The sequence below is a fragment of the Providencia rettgeri genome, from assembly GCF_013702265.1.
GTDB classification, from domain to species: Bacteria; Pseudomonadota; Gammaproteobacteria; order Enterobacterales; family Enterobacteriaceae; genus Providencia; species Providencia zhijiangensis.
The window spans coordinates 3207409-3222903 of sequence record NZ_CP059348.1 but is presented as its reverse complement, the minus strand read 5'-3'; the positions used below and the strand labels follow the sequence as shown (position 1 = coordinate 3222903).

Here is a 15495-nt window from a genome sequence, read left to right as displayed (position 1 = left end):
AAGGGGATGGATGTGCTGAAGTATCGTTTACTCACTGCGGTGATTTTAATTCCAATTGTTATAGCTGCACTTTTTTTACTGTCCCCAGCAAATTTCGGTTTAGTGGTGATCGCAGTCTGTGCGTTGGGCGCATGGGAATGGGCACAATTTGCAGGATGGCATTCACAAACTAAACGTATCGGTTTAGCGGTTGTATTTGCGGCGGTATTACTCGCAATTCAATTTTCTTTACCAGACATGACCGCACTTTCAAGTTCTCCGTTTATTTTATATAGCCTATGGGCGGGTTTAATCTGGTGGATTGCCGCCATTTTATTGGTTGTGACATACCCCGCCTCTGCCTCATGGGGTAAATCGGTCATCATTCGCTTATTGTTTGGCGTATTAACTATCGTGCCTTTCTATAGTGGCATGATGGTATTAAGAACCATTGGTTACCAAGCTGACACCTCTGTTGGGGCATGGTGGCTACTCTACGTTATGTTACTGGTATGGGGTGCTGACTCTGGTGCTTATGCATTTGGACGTACGATTGGTCGCAATAAAATGGCACCAAAAGTTTCTCCAGGGAAAACATGGGAAGGGTTAATCGGTGGTTTAATTACCGCTGGAATTATCTCATGGTTATTTAGCTTATATGCACCAATCCCTGCAATGCCAGATTATTTACTAGTGACTTCAATTATTGTTGTTGTAGTATCGGTGTTCGGTGACTTAACAGAGAGTATGTTTAAGCGCCAATCCGGTATTAAAGACAGTAGTCATTTAATTCCAGGTCACGGTGGGATACTCGATAGAATTGATAGTCTAACTGCGGCAATCCCTGTATTTGCAGGGCTGAATTTGTTAGTTTTTAACGGTTTTGGTCTTTAGGAAGATTAATGGGATTTATTTGGAGCTTAGCGGCGTTTATTATTGCGATTGGTGTGCTGATTACAGTGCACGAATTTGGGCATTATTGGGTCGCACGCCGTTGCGGTGTTTACGTTGAAAAATTCTCTATAGGGTTTGGTAAAACGCTATGGCGTAAAGTCGATAAACATGGGACAGAGTTTGTTTTAGCGTTGATCCCGCTTGGTGGCTACGTCAAAATGCTCGATGAGCGTGTTGGTGAAGTAAGCCCAGAACGCCGTCATTTAGCTTTCAATAATAAGACCGTTGGACAACGTGCTGCCATTATCAGCGCGGGGCCTCTTGCGAACTTTTTGCTCGCTATTGTTGTCTACTGGATTGTCTTTATGATTGGGATTCCGTCTGTTCGCCCAGTCATTGATAACATTAAGCCAAATTCCATTGCTGCTGAGGCAAATTTTGAGCCTCAGATGGAACTAAAATCGATAGACGGTATCGAAACACCTGATTGGAATTCAGTTCGTTTAGCACTAGTGAGTAAAATTGGTGATAGGGAATTTACTGCACAAGTTTTACCTCAAGGATATAATGAGCCGGTTTCTAAAACAGTAGATTTAAGCGCATGGCAGTTTGATCCTGAAAAGCAGGATCCTATTTTATCAATAGGGATTATGCCAGTGTCTGCGAAGGTTGACCCTGTCATCCATAAAGTGACGGAAGGCTTAGCGGGCGAGCGTGCCGGTTTAAAACCGGGAGATAGAATTATCAGTGTCAACGGAGAGCTACTGGATACTTGGAATCCAGTGACGAGAATAATCCGAAATAATCCGGGGACACCATTAAAATTAGCCGTACAACGTAATTCGACATTGATTGATTTAACCTTAGTTCCTGATGTTCAGGAAGGTAAAAAAGGTGAGCGTTTTGGCGTTGCTGGTGTCGAACTAACTGTATTACCGCTAGCTGATGAATATAAAATAGTGCAGCAATACAACCCTGTATCTGCACTATTTCAAGCTAGCGACAAGACTTGGCAGTTGATGAAACTGACAGTCAATATGATGGGTAAACTGGTTGTTGGGGATGTCAAACTCAATAACTTGAGCGGGCCGGTATCTATCGCAAAAGGTGCGGGGGTTTCGGCGGAGTCAGGCTTGGTATATTATCTGATGTTTATTGCGCTGATTAGCGTGAACTTAGGCATCATCAATCTATTTCCATTGCCTGTGTTAGATGGGGGGCACTTACTCTTCTTATTAATTGAAAAAATTAAAGGGAGTCCAGTGTCTGAGCGAGTACAAGACTTTAGTTTTCGAATTGGTGCAATGGCATTGATTCTGTTAATGGGACTTGCACTTTTTAATGATTTCTCTCGCTTCTAATTTTGTAAGCTTGGGACCAGTAAGGAATACGCATAACAACGATGGCGATGAAAAAGTTGCTCATAGCGTCGCTGCTTTTAGGTAGCGCCACTGCATACGGTTCAGACGGATTCGTAGTTAAAGACATTCGTTTCGAAGGTCTACAACGCGTCGCCGTTGGTGCAGCATTATTGAACATGCCTGTCAGGGTCGGGGATTCAATCGATAACGAAGATATTAGTCGTTCGATTCGCTCACTATTCTCTACAGGTAACTTCGAAGATGTTAGGGTCCTGCGTGATGGAAATACGCTGATCGTTCAAGTTAAAGAACGACCAACCATCGCGAGTATCACTTTTACAGGTAACAAATCTGTAAAAGATGACATGCTAAAGCAGAACTTGGAAGCATCCAATGTCCGTGTGGGTGAAGCATTAGACCGCACTAAAATTGCGAATATTGAAAAAGGTTTAGAGGACTTTTATTACAGTGTTGGTAAATACAACGCGACAGTAAAAGCGGTGGTCACGCCATTACCACGTAACCGCGTGGATTTAAAATTTGTGTTTTCTGAAGGCGTGTCTGCAAAAATCCAACAGATCAACATCGTAGGTAATAAAAATTACTCAACAGCGGAATTGGTGAACAAACTCCAATTACGTGACGATGTGCCATGGTGGAACCTTGCGGCTGACCAAAAATATCAAAAACAAAAATTGGCGGGTGACTTAGAAACCCTGCGCAGTTTCTACCTTGATCGTGGTTATGCACGTTTCAATATTGACTCAACGCAAGTGAGTCTGACACCAGACAAAAAAGATATCTACATTACGATTAATGTCACTGAAGGAGATCAATATAAGATTTCTGGTGTGGACGTTAATGGTAATACGGCAGAGCATTTAGCGGATATCCAAGAGCTGATCACCATCACACCAGGTGAGTTATACAATGGTGCTCAAGTGACTCAGATGGAAAACCAAATTAAAGACCTGTTTGGTCGTTATGGTTATGCCTATCCGCGCGTAATGACTCAGCCAGAAATTAATGATGCTGATAAGACAGTTAAACTGCATGTTAACGTGGATGCAGGTAACCGTTTCTATGTTCGTCAAATTCGTTTCCAAGGTAACGATACCAGTAAAGATTCCGTTTTACGCCGTGAAATGCGTCAAATGGAAGGTGCTTGGTTAGGTAACGATTTAGTTGAATTAGGTAAAGAGCGTCTGAACCGTACTGGTTTCTTCGAAACGGTTGATGTTGAAACTCAGCGTATTCCGGGTAGCCCAGACCAAGTTGATGTTATCTATAAAGTTAAAGAACGTAATACCGGTTCAATGAACTTTGGTGTTGGTTTTGGTACTGAAAGTGGCGTGAGCTTCCAAGTCGGTGTCACTCAGGATAACTGGTTGGGTACAGGTAATGCGGTTGGCATTAACGCTAGCCGAAATGACTACTCAACAAACGTCGAGTTTTCAATGACAGACCCTTACTTCACTGTTAACGGTGTGAGTCTGGGTGGACGTATTTTCTATAACGACTTTAGTGCGAAAGATGCGGACTTATCTGGCTATAACAACAAAACGTATGGTTTAGATAGTACATTAAGCTTCCCATTCAATGAAAATAACTCCTTCCGTATTGGTGCGGGTTATGTTCATAACGACCTGTCTGACATGCGTGCGCAAGCTGCAATGTGGGACTATCTACAATCCATGGGTGAAAACCCACCGGTGACTAAAGATGGTCGTAACAAAGAAAGCTTCAGAGCGGATGACTTTACACTGAATTTAGGTTGGACTTATAACTCCTTAAACCGTGGTTTCTTCCCAACATCGGGTAACAAAACTAGCGTTTCAGGTAAAGTGACAATCCCTGGTTCTGATAACGAATACTACAAACTGCGTTTTGATACCGCCCAATACGTCCCATTGAATGATGATGAAACATGGGTTGTATTAGGTCGCGCGCAGGCGGGCTATGGTGATGGTATTGGTAGTAAGCAAATGCCATTCTATGAGAACTTCTATGCAGGGGGCTCTAGCACCATCCGTGGTTTCCGTTCGAATAATATCGGTCCGAAAGCGGTTTATCTGAAGAATATTAATGGTGTTGACGGACCTGAACCGGGTAGTCCATCCAGCGATGCGGTTGGTGGTAACGCGATGTATGCAGGTTCATTTGAGCTGATTACACCAACGCCATTTATCGACGAGAAATATGCGAATACGATCCGTACATCTCTGTTTGTAGATGCGGGAACCGTATGGGATACCAATTGGAACAGTATTAACCCAGCATGGCGTGCAGGCATGCCTGACTACGGTACAGCAACTAACGTCCGTGTTTCTACGGGTATTGCTTTACAGTGGATTTCGCCACTTGGGCCTCTGGTCTTCTCCTATGCGCAACCTATCAAGGATTACGAAGGCGACAAATCAGAACAGTTCCAATTTAATATTGGTAGAACTTGGTAATAATTCAGTCTCTATCGAAATCAGCCCTCATAAAATAATGAGGGCTACCAAAATTTCCAGCCATAAGAATGGGTTAAGGAGTTTAGTGTGAAAAAATTGTTGTGTGCAGCGGGTGTGAGTATTGCTTTAGCAATGTCTGCGGGTGCGTATGCTGAAAAAATCGCTATCGTAAATGTTGGCGAAGTTTTCCAAAACATGCCTGCTCGTGAAGCCGTTGCTAAACAGCTTGAGAGTGAATTCAAAAGCCGTGCTACTGAACTGCAGAATCTGGAAAAAGATCTGCAATCACGCGTAGAAAAACTGCGTCGTGACGGTGCGACTATGAGCACTAGCGATCGTGAAAAGCAGGAAAAAGAATTAATCACTAAACGTGACCAGTTCGCTGAGAAAGCTCAAAAATTTGAAGAAGACAACCGTCGTCGTCAAGCTGAAGAGCGTAATAAGATCCTGAGCCGTATCCAAGATTCTATTAAATCTGTTGCAGCGAAAGAAGGCTATGACGTTGTTATCGATGCAAACGCGGTTGCGTATGCAAAAGATGGTATCGATATCACCAGTCAGGTTCAAAAACAGGTTAAATAATAGATGTCTTCAATTCGATTAGCTGACCTCGCTCAGCAGTTGAATGCACAGTTACACGGTGATGGCGATATCGTCATCACCGGTATTGCACCGATGTATTCAGCGAACAATCAGCAGATTACTTTTTTATCTGATAGCCGTTACAGCGATAAATTGGCAGATTGCCAAGCTGCTGCTGTGGTATTAACTGAAAAAGATCTGAGTGCTTGTAAGGTTGCTGCACTGGTTGTAGATAATCCTTATCTTGCTTATGCGCATATGGCGCAAATTATGGATACCACTCCAGCCCCGGCAGAGAATATCCATGCATCAGCGGTTATCGCTGATGATGCCCAGCTTGGCCAGAATGTTGCAATTGGCGCGAATGCTGTTATCGAAAGTGGCGTTGTGCTAGGCGATAACGTTGTGATTGGTGCAGGTTGTTTTATTGGTAAAAATACCCGCATTGGTGCAGGCACTCGTTTATGGGCGAATGTCAGTGTTTACCATCATGTTGAGATTGGTGAAAGTTGCTTGATCCAGTCAGGTACAGTGATCGGTTCTGATGGCTTTGGTTATGCCAACGATCGTGGTAATTGGATCAAGATCCCACAATTAGGTACCGTGATCATCGGGTCTCGTGTTGAGATCGGCGCGTGTACAACAATTGACCGTGGCGCATTAGATAACACAGTCATTGGTAATGGCGTTATCATCGATAACCAATGCCAAATTGCGCACAATGTAACAATAGGCGATAATACCGCAGTTGCGGGTGGCGTCATCATGGCTGGTAGTTTAAAAATCGGTCGCTATTGTATGATTGGCGGAGCCAGTGTTATCAATGGTCATATGGAAATCTGTGACAAGGTTACCGTAACAGGTATGGGAATGGTCATGCGACCAATTACTGAGCCAGGAGTTTACTCTTCCGGTATTCCTTTACAGCCGAATAAAGCATGGCGTAAAACCGCGGCTTTAGTCTTAAGCATCAATGAGATGAATAAGCGTCTAAAGACACTTGAACGTGAATTAGATAGCCAAAATCAAAAAAATCAGTAATTATTTGGTAATTCAAGCTAAAATAGTTTCTTGAGTTACGTTTTTTCCGGCCTGCCTGTTAACTCACCCTTGAGTTAAAGCGGGCCGATTCATTAATTAGATAGTATTAATAGACAGGAAGAGTATTTCGATGAGTGATAATCATACTCTGAATATAGAAGAAATCTTAGAACTACTTCCGCACCGTTACCCATTCCTTTTGGTTGACCGTGTATTGGATTTTGAAGAAGGTAAATCTTTGCGCGCGGTAAAGAACGTCTCTTTTAACGAGCCATTCTTTCAGGGACATTTCCCTAGCAAACCAATTTTCCCGGGTGTTTTAATTTTAGAAGCAATGGCTCAGGCTACTGGTATTCTTGCGTTTAAAAGCGTAGGCAAACTTGAACCCGGCGAACTGTATTATTTTGCAGCGATTGATAACGCACGCTTTAAACGTCCAGTTCTGCCAGGAGATCAAATGATCCTGGAAGTTGAATTTATCAAAGAACGTCGCGGTGTTGCACGTTTTAAAGGTGTAGCAAAAGTTGATGGAGAAGTGGCCTGCGAAGCAGAAATGATGTGCGCCCGTCGTCGTGAGGTCTGATATGATTGACAAAACTGCCTATGTTCATCCCTCATCTATTGTAGAAGATGGAGCTGTTATTGGTGCCAATGTTCGCATTGGTCCTTTTTGCTATATCGGCGCTAATGTTGAAATTGGTGAAGGTACTGAGCTGAAATCTCACGTTGTTGTCAACGGACACACGAAAATTGGTCGTGACAACGTTATTTTTCAATTTGCTTCGATTGGTGAAATTAACCAAGACCTGAAATACCAAGGTGAGCCAACTCGCGTTGAGATTGGCGACCGTAACCGCATCCGTGAAAGTGTGACTATCCACCGTGGAACCACACAAGGTGGCGATCTAACTAAAATTGGTAATGATAATTTACTGATGGTTAACGTCCATATTGCGCATGACTGCATCATTGGTAACCGCTGTATTATCGCGAATAACGGAACGTTAGGTGGTCACGTCACTCTTGGTGATTTCGCTATTATTGGTGGCATGACTGCGGTGCATCAATTCTGTCAGATTGGTGCGCACGTAATGGTCGGTGGATGCTCTGGTGTTGCACAAGACGTACCTCCATACGTTATAGCACAGGGCAACCATGCAACTCCATTTGGTTTAAACCTTGAAGGTTTAAAACGCCGTGGTTTTGAAAAAGAATCTCTGCACGCTATTCGTAACGCTTACAAAACGTTATATCGTTCAGGGAAATCTTTAGAAGAAGCACGTGAAGAAATTGCTGAAATGGCAAAAACTGACGAACACGTCAAAGTATTTAGTGATTTCTTAGAAGACTCAGCACAATCTAAGCGCGGAATTATTCGTTAATTTTTTCAGCTGTAGATGAACACAAGAAAAGGCCTTTAATAAGGAGCGAATTTTGGTGAATAGCAACCGCCCACTTACTATTGGCCTTGTTGCCGGAGAAACCTCTGGTGATATCTTAGGCGCTGGGCTCATCCGCGCTTTAAAACAACAAGTTCCCAATGCCCGTTTTGTCGGTGTTGCTGGCCCACTCATGCAAGCAGAAGGTTGTGAAGCTTGGTATGAAATGGAAGAGCTCGCCGTCATGGGGATTGTTGAAGTCCTCGGTCGTTTACCTCGTTTATTATCCATCCGTAAAGATCTAACTCAGCGTTTTACTGAGTTACAACCTGATGTATTTGTTGGTATTGACGCGCCTGATTTTAATATCACCCTTGAAGGTCGTTTAAAATCAAAAGGTATCAAAACTATCCATTATGTCAGCCCATCGGTATGGGCATGGCGCCAAAAACGCGTTTTCAAAATCGGTCGCTCCACCAATTTAGTCTTGGCATTTCTTCCGTTTGAGAAAGCATTTTATGACCGTTTTGATGTTCCTTGCCGTTTTATTGGGCACACTATGGCGGACTCAATCCCCTTAAATCCTGATAAACTGGCTGCCCGTGAGCGTTTAAATATCCCCACGACTGCAAAATGTTTAGCATTGTTACCGGGAAGCCGTCATTCTGAAGTCGAAATGCTCAGTGCTGATTTCTTAAAAACCGCTACACTATTAAGTAGCCACTTTGCCGATCTACATATTGTTGTGCCTCTGGTAAATCAGAAACGACGCCAACAATTCGATGAGATAAAACAACAGGTTGCTCCAGAGTTGAATGTCCATATTCTGGATGGACAGGCTCGCGATGCAATGACTGCGGCAGATGCGACATTACTCGCTTCAGGCACCGCCGCCTTAGAATGTATGCTAACCAAATGTCCAATGGTAGTGGGCTATCGTATGAAGCCCTTTACATTCTGGCTCGCGAAACGCTTAGTCAAAACGCCTTATGTTTCTTTGCCAAATTTATTGGCAGGGAAAGAAATCGTGAAAGAACTACTCCAAGAAGAGTGCCAGCCACAGCAGCTTGCCGACCAGTTACTTCCATTGTTGGAAGGCGGAGAGCAAGTCGATGCGCTGAAGGAAACTTTCTTACAATTGCATCAACTGATTCGTTGTGATGCAGACCAACAAGCCGCTGATGCTGTATTAGATTTGGTTAGAAAATAATGGAATTTATATACCCAAAAGCCAACTTAATTGCTGGCGTTGATGAAGTGGGACGTGGACCGCTTGTCGGTGCCGTCGTGACCGCTGCTGTGATTTTAGACCCCAACAATCCGATTGAAGGGCTTGCGGACTCAAAAAAACTGAGCGAAAAAAAGCGTGAAAAGCTGTTCGATGAGATCAAAGAAAAAGCGCTGTGTTGGTGTATTGGCCGCGCAGAACCAGAAGAAATCGATCAATTGAATATATTGCATGCCACAATGTTAGCTATGCAAAGAGCGGTAGAAGGCCTTTCCATTCAACCAGAGTTCGTTTTAGTCGATGGTAACCGCTGCCCTAAACTGACCATGCCATCACAGGCCGTTGTTAAAGGTGATAGTTTAGTCCAAGAGATCAGCGCTGCATCCATTCTGGCGAAAGTGGTCAGAGACAGAGAAATGGTCGAGCTTGATAAAGCTTTCCCTGAATATGGTTTTGCGAAACACAAAGGCTATCCCACAGCGTATCATTTAGAAAAATTAGCTGAGTTTGGCGCTACCGAGTTTCACCGTAAAAGCTTCGCGCCTGTAAGACGTGCGTTAGACATTAAATAGTCGGCATAAGAAAAATAGGTATAAGGTTAATGGCTTCTCCTCGTTTTATTCATCTACGTGTTCACAGTGACTACTCCATGATTGATGGGCTGGCAAAAACCGGCCCATTAGTGAAAAAAGTCGCCGCCATGGGCATGCCTGCATTTGCCATCACGGATTTTACTAACCTTTGTGGGTTAGTGAAGTTTTATGGTGCGGCTCATGGTGCGGGTATCAAGCCAATCATTGGGGCTGATTTTTATATGGAAAGTGAGCAACTTGGTGATGAGGTTGCGCATTTAACGGTTCTGGCTCGCAACAACGAAGGCTATCAAAATCTCACCTTACTCATCTCCGAAGCATACCAAAAAGGCTATGGTGCCATTGGCCCAACGATTCACCGGGATTGGCTTGTCAAACATAAAGAAGGTTTAATCCTATTATCAGGTGGGCGAAAAGGAGATGTGGGGCAATTTTTACTGCGCGGCAATCAAGCGTTAGTGGATGAAAGCCTTGAGTTTTATCAAACCCATTTTCCAGATGCTTACTATCTTGAGCTTATTCGTACTGGGCGACCTGATGAAGAGAGCTACCTACATGCCGCTGTCGAGTTAGCAACTCAGCGTGGCCTGCCTGTTGTGGCAACCAACGATGTCTGTTTCATTGAAAGCAGTGATTTTGATGCCCATGAAATTCGTGTCGCGATTCATGATGGATTCACGTTAGCCGATCCGAAGCGTCCAAAAAATTATAGTCCTCAGCAATACTTACGTACTGAAGAAGAGATGTGCGAGCTGTTTGCCGACATCCCTGAAGCATTAGAAAACAGTGTAGAGATTGCTAAGCGCTGTAACGTCACTATTCGTCTTGGTGAATATTTCCTACCGAAATTCCCAACAGGGGATATGGAAACGGAAGACTTTCTGGTCATGCGTTCAAAAGAAGGTCTGGAAGAGCGCCTCAAATTCCTATTCCCAGATGAAAAAGTCCGAGCAGAAAGACGCCCTGAATATGATGAACGTTTGGAAATCGAACTCAACGTTATCAACCAAATGGGGTTCCCCGGCTACTTCTTGATCGTGATGGAGTTTATCCAGTGGTCGAAAGATAACGGCGTCCCTGTTGGTCCGGGACGAGGCTCAGGTGCGGGTTCTTTAGTGGCCTATGCTCTAAAAATCACTGACCTAGACCCACTTGAACTTGACCTACTGTTTGAGCGTTTCTTGAACCCAGAGCGGGTATCAATGCCAGACTTCGACGTTGACTTCTGTATGGAAAAACGCGACCAAGTTATTGATCACGTTGCTCAAATGTATGGGCGGGACGCGGTATCCCAGATTATTACCTTTGGTACGATGGCAGCAAAAGCCGTTATTCGTGACGTGGGACGTGTACTGGGTCACCCTTACGGTTTCGTTGACCGAATTTCTAAACTGGTTCCCCCTGATCCGGGAATGACCCTTGAAAAAGCCTTTGAAGCAGAACCGCAGCTGCCTGAAATTTATGAAGCAGATGAAGAGGTTAAAGCGCTAATCGATATGGCGCGTAAGCTTGAAGGGGTAACGCGTAACGCCGGTAAGCACGCCGGTGGGGTAGTTATTGCACCAACTAAAATTACGGATTTTGCACCGCTCTATTGCGATGCTGAAGGTAATAACCCCGTTACACAATTCGATAAGAACGATGTCGAATATGCTGGCTTGGTAAAATTCGACTTCTTAGGTCTGCGTACGCTAACCATTATTAACTGGGCATTGGAGATGATCAATGCCCGTCGAGCGAAGCAAAATTTAGAACCGATTGATATTGCAGCTATTCCTTTACAGGATAAGAAAAGCTTCGATATGTTGCAGCGCTCGGAAACCACGGCGGTATTCCAATTAGAATCCCGAGGAATGAAGGATCTGATTAAACGCCTGCAGCCGGACTGTTTTGAAGATATGATCGCTCTGGTGGCGTTATTCCGCCCAGGCCCGCTGCAATCGGGGATGGTAGATAACTTTATCGACCGTAAACATGGTCGTGAAGAGATCTCATATCCTGATGTAAATTGGCAGCACGAATCATTAAAACCTGTTCTAGAGCCAACTTATGGTATTATCCTATACCAAGAACAGGTTATGCAGATTGCTCAGGTTTTAGCAGGCTATACCCTCGGTGGCGCGGATATGTTGCGTCGTGCGATGGGTAAAAAGAAACCTGAAGAGATGGCAAAACAGCGCTCCGTTTTTGAGGAAGGTTCCATCAAAAATGGCGTAGATGGCGAATTGTCGATGAAAATCTTTGACTTGGTGGAAAAATTCGCCGGTTATGGATTTAACAAATCACACTCCGCAGCCTACGCGCTGGTCTCGTACCAAACATTATGGCTAAAAGCCCACTATCCGGCTGAATTTATGGCTGCAGTAATGACTGCGGATATGGATAACACGGAAAAAGTGGTGGGTCTGGTTGATGAATGTTGGCGTATGGGCTTGAAAGTATTGCCACCAGATATCAATAGTGGGTTATATCACTTCCATGTGAATGATGAAGGTGAGATAGTTTACGGCATCGGCGCAATTAAAGGCGTTGGTGAAGGGCCAATCGAAGCGATTATTGAAGCTCGCCAACAAGGTGGGATCTTTAAAGAAATTTTCGATCTTTGTGCTCGCGTGGATATTAAAAAGATCAACCGCCGCGTGATGGAAAAGCTGATCATGGCAGGGGCATTCGATCATTTAGGTCCTCACCGCGCGGCCTTGATGTCATCCCTTGAAGATGCATTAAAAGCGGCAGATCAGCATGCGAAAGCAGAAGCTATCGGGCAAGGAGATATGTTTGGGGTGCTTGCCGAAGCCCCGGAGCAGGTTGAAAGTTCTTACGCGAGTGTGCCGAAGTGGCCTGAGCAAGTCGTGCTAGAAGGTGAGCGCGAAACGTTGGGTCTCTATTTGACAGGTCACCCAATAACGCGATACTTAAGTGAGATAGAGCGTTATACAAATGGTTTGAGATTGAAAGATGTGAACCCAACCCCTCGTGGTCAAGTGACAACTGTGGTAGGTTTAGTGCTCTCTGCCAAAGTGATCACCACTAAACGTGGAAACCGAATTGGGATATGCACGCTCGATGATCGTTCCGGTCGTCTGGATATTATGTTATTTTCAGATGCGCTGGATAAATACCAACATATGTTGGAAAAAGACAATATTTTAATTGCCACCGGTCAGGTCAGCTTTGATGATTTCAATGGTGGTAATAAAATGACAGTGCGCGAATTGATGGATATCGGCGAAGCAAGGGAAAAGTATGCGCGCGGCCTTGCAATTTCACTGTCCGATAAACAGATTAACGATCAATTACTGAATCGGCTTCGTAATGCGCTTGAACCTCACCGTTCAGGCACGATACCGGTTCACTTGTATTATCAGAAGGATGATGCCAGAGCTAAGCTTAAGTTTGGCGTTGTTTGGCGTGTAACACCCGTGGATCCCCTTCTGAACGACCTTCGAACTCTGCTGGGTAGTGAGCAGGTAGAATTAGAATTTGACTAAAATAGGAATATTATGAGTCTGGACTTTCTTGATTTTGAACAGCCGATTGCTGAATTAGAGGCGAAAATCGATTCCCTAACTGCAGTTAGCCGTCAAGATAACAACTTAGAAGTCAACCTAGATGAAGAGGTTGCTCGTTTACGTGAAAAAAGTGTTGAACTGACACGTAAGATTTTCTCTGATCTGGGGGCTTGGCAAATTGCTAAACTCGCTCGTCACCCACGTCGTCCATACTCTTTGGACTACATTTCCCGTATTTTTACAGATTACCAAGAGTTAGCGGGTGATCGTGCGTATGCCGATGACAAAGCGATTATTGGTGGTCTGGCTCGTTTAGATGGCCGCCCAGTGATGGTTATTGGCCATCAAAAAGGCCGTGAAACGAAAGAGAAAATTCGCCGTAACTTTGGTATGCCGGCACCAGAAGGCTACCGTAAGGCACTGCGTCTGATGGAAATGGCTGAGCGTTTTAACTTGCCAATTATTACGTTTATCGATACACCGGGTGCATATCCGGGTGTTGGTGCAGAAGAGCGCGGTCAATCCGAAGCGATTGCGCGTAACTTACGTGAAATGTCTCGCTTATCCGTTCCAGTGATCTGTACTGTGATCGGTGAAGGCGGTTCAGGTGGTGCATTAGCGATTGGTGTGGGTGATAAAGTGAATATGCTGCAATACAGCACCTATTCCGTTATCTCACCAGAAGGCTGCGCATCTATTCTGTGGAAAAGTGCCGATAAAGCACCATTAGCGGCTGATGCGATGGGTATTACGGCGCCTCGCTTGAAAGAGCTGAAGCTGATTGATAGTGTGATCCCTGAACCTCTGGGCGGCGCTCATCGTAACTACGATGAAATTGCAGAATCTCTGAAAGCACAAATCACGCAAGACTTGAATGAGTTAGAAACTCTGGATGAAGAAGCACTGAAAAATCGTCGTTATCAACGTCTGATGGGATATGGTTACTGCTAATTAGCTAACCTATTAAGTGCAATCCATTCTATTTTGAAACGGGAGTCGGTTTAGCCAACTCCCGTTTTTTATTATCTTTAATATAATATTGAATTAAGAAGTGAGTGGAATAAAGGGAAGATAATGGCGAAATCCTCACAGCATATTCTCGCAACAGTTCGAGAAAAAATCGGAAGCTACCGAAAAATTCTGGTTGGATTCAGTGGTGGTATCGACTCCACGGTATTGCTTCATGCTCTTTATCAGATAAAAATCAGTGAATTACCGTCATTAGAAATCCGCGCCATTCATATTCATCATGGTTTAAATATTCAAGCGGATAAGTGGGAAATTCACTGTGCTTCATTATGTCAACAATGGAATATCCCGTTTATTTGCCAGCGTGTAACCGTAGACAGCACTCAGATTGGTGTTGAAGCAGCAGCAAGAGCTGAACGTTATCAGGCATATCGCGATGAGCTACTCGACGATGAGATTTTAGTGACGGCTCAGCATCTTGATGATCAAGCTGAAACATTCATGCTGGCGCTTAAGCGAGGCAGTGGACCCGCAGGACTTTCCTCAATGCCAGAGTCACTTCCTTTTCAAGCGAAAAATGGAAAAACGATTCTACTACGACCTTTATTAGTCATTTCTCGCCATGAATTAGAAAACTATCGAGCGGAATATCAACTTCCTTGGGTTGAAGATGATAGTAATCAAGACGACCGATATGATCGTAATTTCCTGCGCTTGCATATTATGCCAAGATTATCTGAACGCTGGCCACATTTTGCGAATGCAGTTTCCCGAAGCGCCTCATTATGTGCAGAACAAGAGGCGCTGCTGGACGAGCTACTGCAAGATTCACTGGATGATATCATTGATTACCGTGGTGGATTATATATTGATGGGCTTATCCAGTGCTCAACTGCCAAGCGTAACGCCTTGATCCGCCGTTGGATTGGCCTCCATCATCTTGCTATGCCACCATTTAATCAATTAGAACGAATTTGGCAGGAAGTGGCACTTGCTCGGCAGGATGCAGAACCTATCTGCCGTTTGGGGGGCGTGGAAATTCGCCGTTATCAAGGGGCTCTGTGGGTGGTTAAGCGCATTAATAGCCTGGTGGGAAAACAATATCAGTGGAATTATCCTGAGGATTATTTATTACCTGAATCACTGGGAACGCTGGTTGTGATGGATGGAGAAGGGCAGATCCGTCCACCACAAGAAACAGAAAAGGTGACAGTTCGCTTTGGATTGCAAGGCTCGCTAAATATTGTTGGTCGCCATCATTCACGTAGCAGCAAGAAAATTTGGCAAGAGCTGGGCGTTGCACCGTGGATGAGGGAAAGAACCCCACTAATTTACTATAATGAAACTCTTATTTGTGCAGTAGGCTGTTTTATTACCCCGGACGGATTTGTGGGAGAGAATAATATTGGCATTGCTATTGATTGGCAAAATTCCGAGTATTGGATTAATACCGATGAGTTTTCCAGAGAATAACGTGAATAAACTATCTATAAATTAGAAA

The 15495-nt window shown here is 44.2% G+C and carries 12 protein-coding genes; all 12 read left to right on the top strand.

From position 1 onward, the window contains the following. Positions 1-6 precede the first annotated feature (6 nt). The 12 genes from cdsA (at position 7) to tilS (ending at position 15467) form a co-directional block, all read left to right on the top strand. Positions 7-873 carry a phosphatidate cytidylyltransferase gene (gene cdsA / locus H0913_RS14790; RefSeq protein ID WP_154599812.1) on the top strand — a complete coding sequence of 289 codons (867 nt, stop codon included), beginning with the start codon at positions 7-9 and terminating at the stop codon, positions 871-873. An 8-nt stretch (positions 874-881) separates the two neighbouring features. Further along, a complete protein-coding gene (gene rseP, locus H0913_RS14785; RefSeq protein ID WP_154603343.1) occupies positions 882-2234 on the top strand; it encodes a sigma E protease regulator RseP in 1353 nt (450 codons plus the stop codon). A gap of 41 nt (positions 2235-2275) precedes the next feature. After that, on the top strand, positions 2276-4690 hold the full coding sequence (gene bamA / locus H0913_RS14780) for an outer membrane protein assembly factor BamA (RefSeq protein WP_154603342.1): 2415 nt from the start codon (positions 2276-2278) through the stop codon (positions 4688-4690). An 87-nt stretch (positions 4691-4777) separates the two neighbouring features. Further along, entirely contained in the window at positions 4778-5272 is a 495-nt protein-coding gene (gene skp / locus H0913_RS14775; RefSeq protein WP_036956365.1) for a molecular chaperone Skp, read from the top strand. A gap of 3 nt (positions 5273-5275) precedes the next feature. Then, a complete protein-coding gene (lpxD, locus tag H0913_RS14770) occupies positions 5276-6313 on the top strand; it encodes a UDP-3-O-(3-hydroxymyristoyl)glucosamine N-acyltransferase (RefSeq protein ID WP_108478502.1) in 1038 nt (345 codons plus the stop codon). A 130-nt stretch (positions 6314-6443) separates the two neighbouring features. Continuing rightward, complete coding sequence (fabZ, locus tag H0913_RS14765) at positions 6444-6896, top strand: 3-hydroxyacyl-ACP dehydratase FabZ (protein WP_006658399.1); 453 nt, start codon at positions 6444-6446, stop codon at positions 6894-6896. A 1-nt stretch (position 6897) separates the two neighbouring features. Then, positions 6898-7695, top strand: coding sequence for an acyl-ACP--UDP-N-acetylglucosamine O-acyltransferase (lpxA, locus tag H0913_RS14760; RefSeq protein WP_108478503.1), 798 nt, complete (start codon positions 6898-6900; stop codon positions 7693-7695). A gap of 52 nt (positions 7696-7747) precedes the next feature. Next, positions 7748-8902 carry a lipid-A-disaccharide synthase gene (gene lpxB / locus H0913_RS14755; protein ID WP_154603341.1) on the top strand — a complete coding sequence of 385 codons (1155 nt, stop codon included), beginning with the start codon at positions 7748-7750 and terminating at the stop codon, positions 8900-8902. Then, positions 8902-9492, top strand: coding sequence for a ribonuclease HII (gene rnhB, locus H0913_RS14750; RefSeq protein WP_154603340.1), 591 nt, complete (start codon positions 8902-8904; stop codon positions 9490-9492). The genes lpxB and rnhB overlap by 1 nt, the downstream gene beginning before the upstream one ends. A gap of 29 nt (positions 9493-9521) precedes the next feature. Then, positions 9522-13004: a DNA polymerase III subunit alpha gene (gene dnaE / locus H0913_RS14745; protein ID WP_181477513.1), complete on the top strand. Its 3483-nt coding sequence runs from the start codon at positions 9522-9524 to the stop codon at positions 13002-13004. 12 nt (positions 13005-13016) lie between these two features. Beyond that, the gene (gene accA, locus H0913_RS14740; RefSeq protein ID WP_036956378.1) at positions 13017-13976 is read left to right on the top strand and encodes an acetyl-CoA carboxylase carboxyl transferase subunit alpha; all 960 of its coding nucleotides are present in this window, start codon (positions 13017-13019) and stop codon (positions 13974-13976) included. Positions 13977-14099: 123 nt separating this feature from the next. Continuing rightward, complete coding sequence (gene tilS / locus H0913_RS14735) at positions 14100-15467, top strand: tRNA lysidine(34) synthetase TilS (RefSeq protein ID WP_181477512.1); 1368 nt, start codon at positions 14100-14102, stop codon at positions 15465-15467. Positions 15468-15495: the final 28 nt, after the last annotated feature.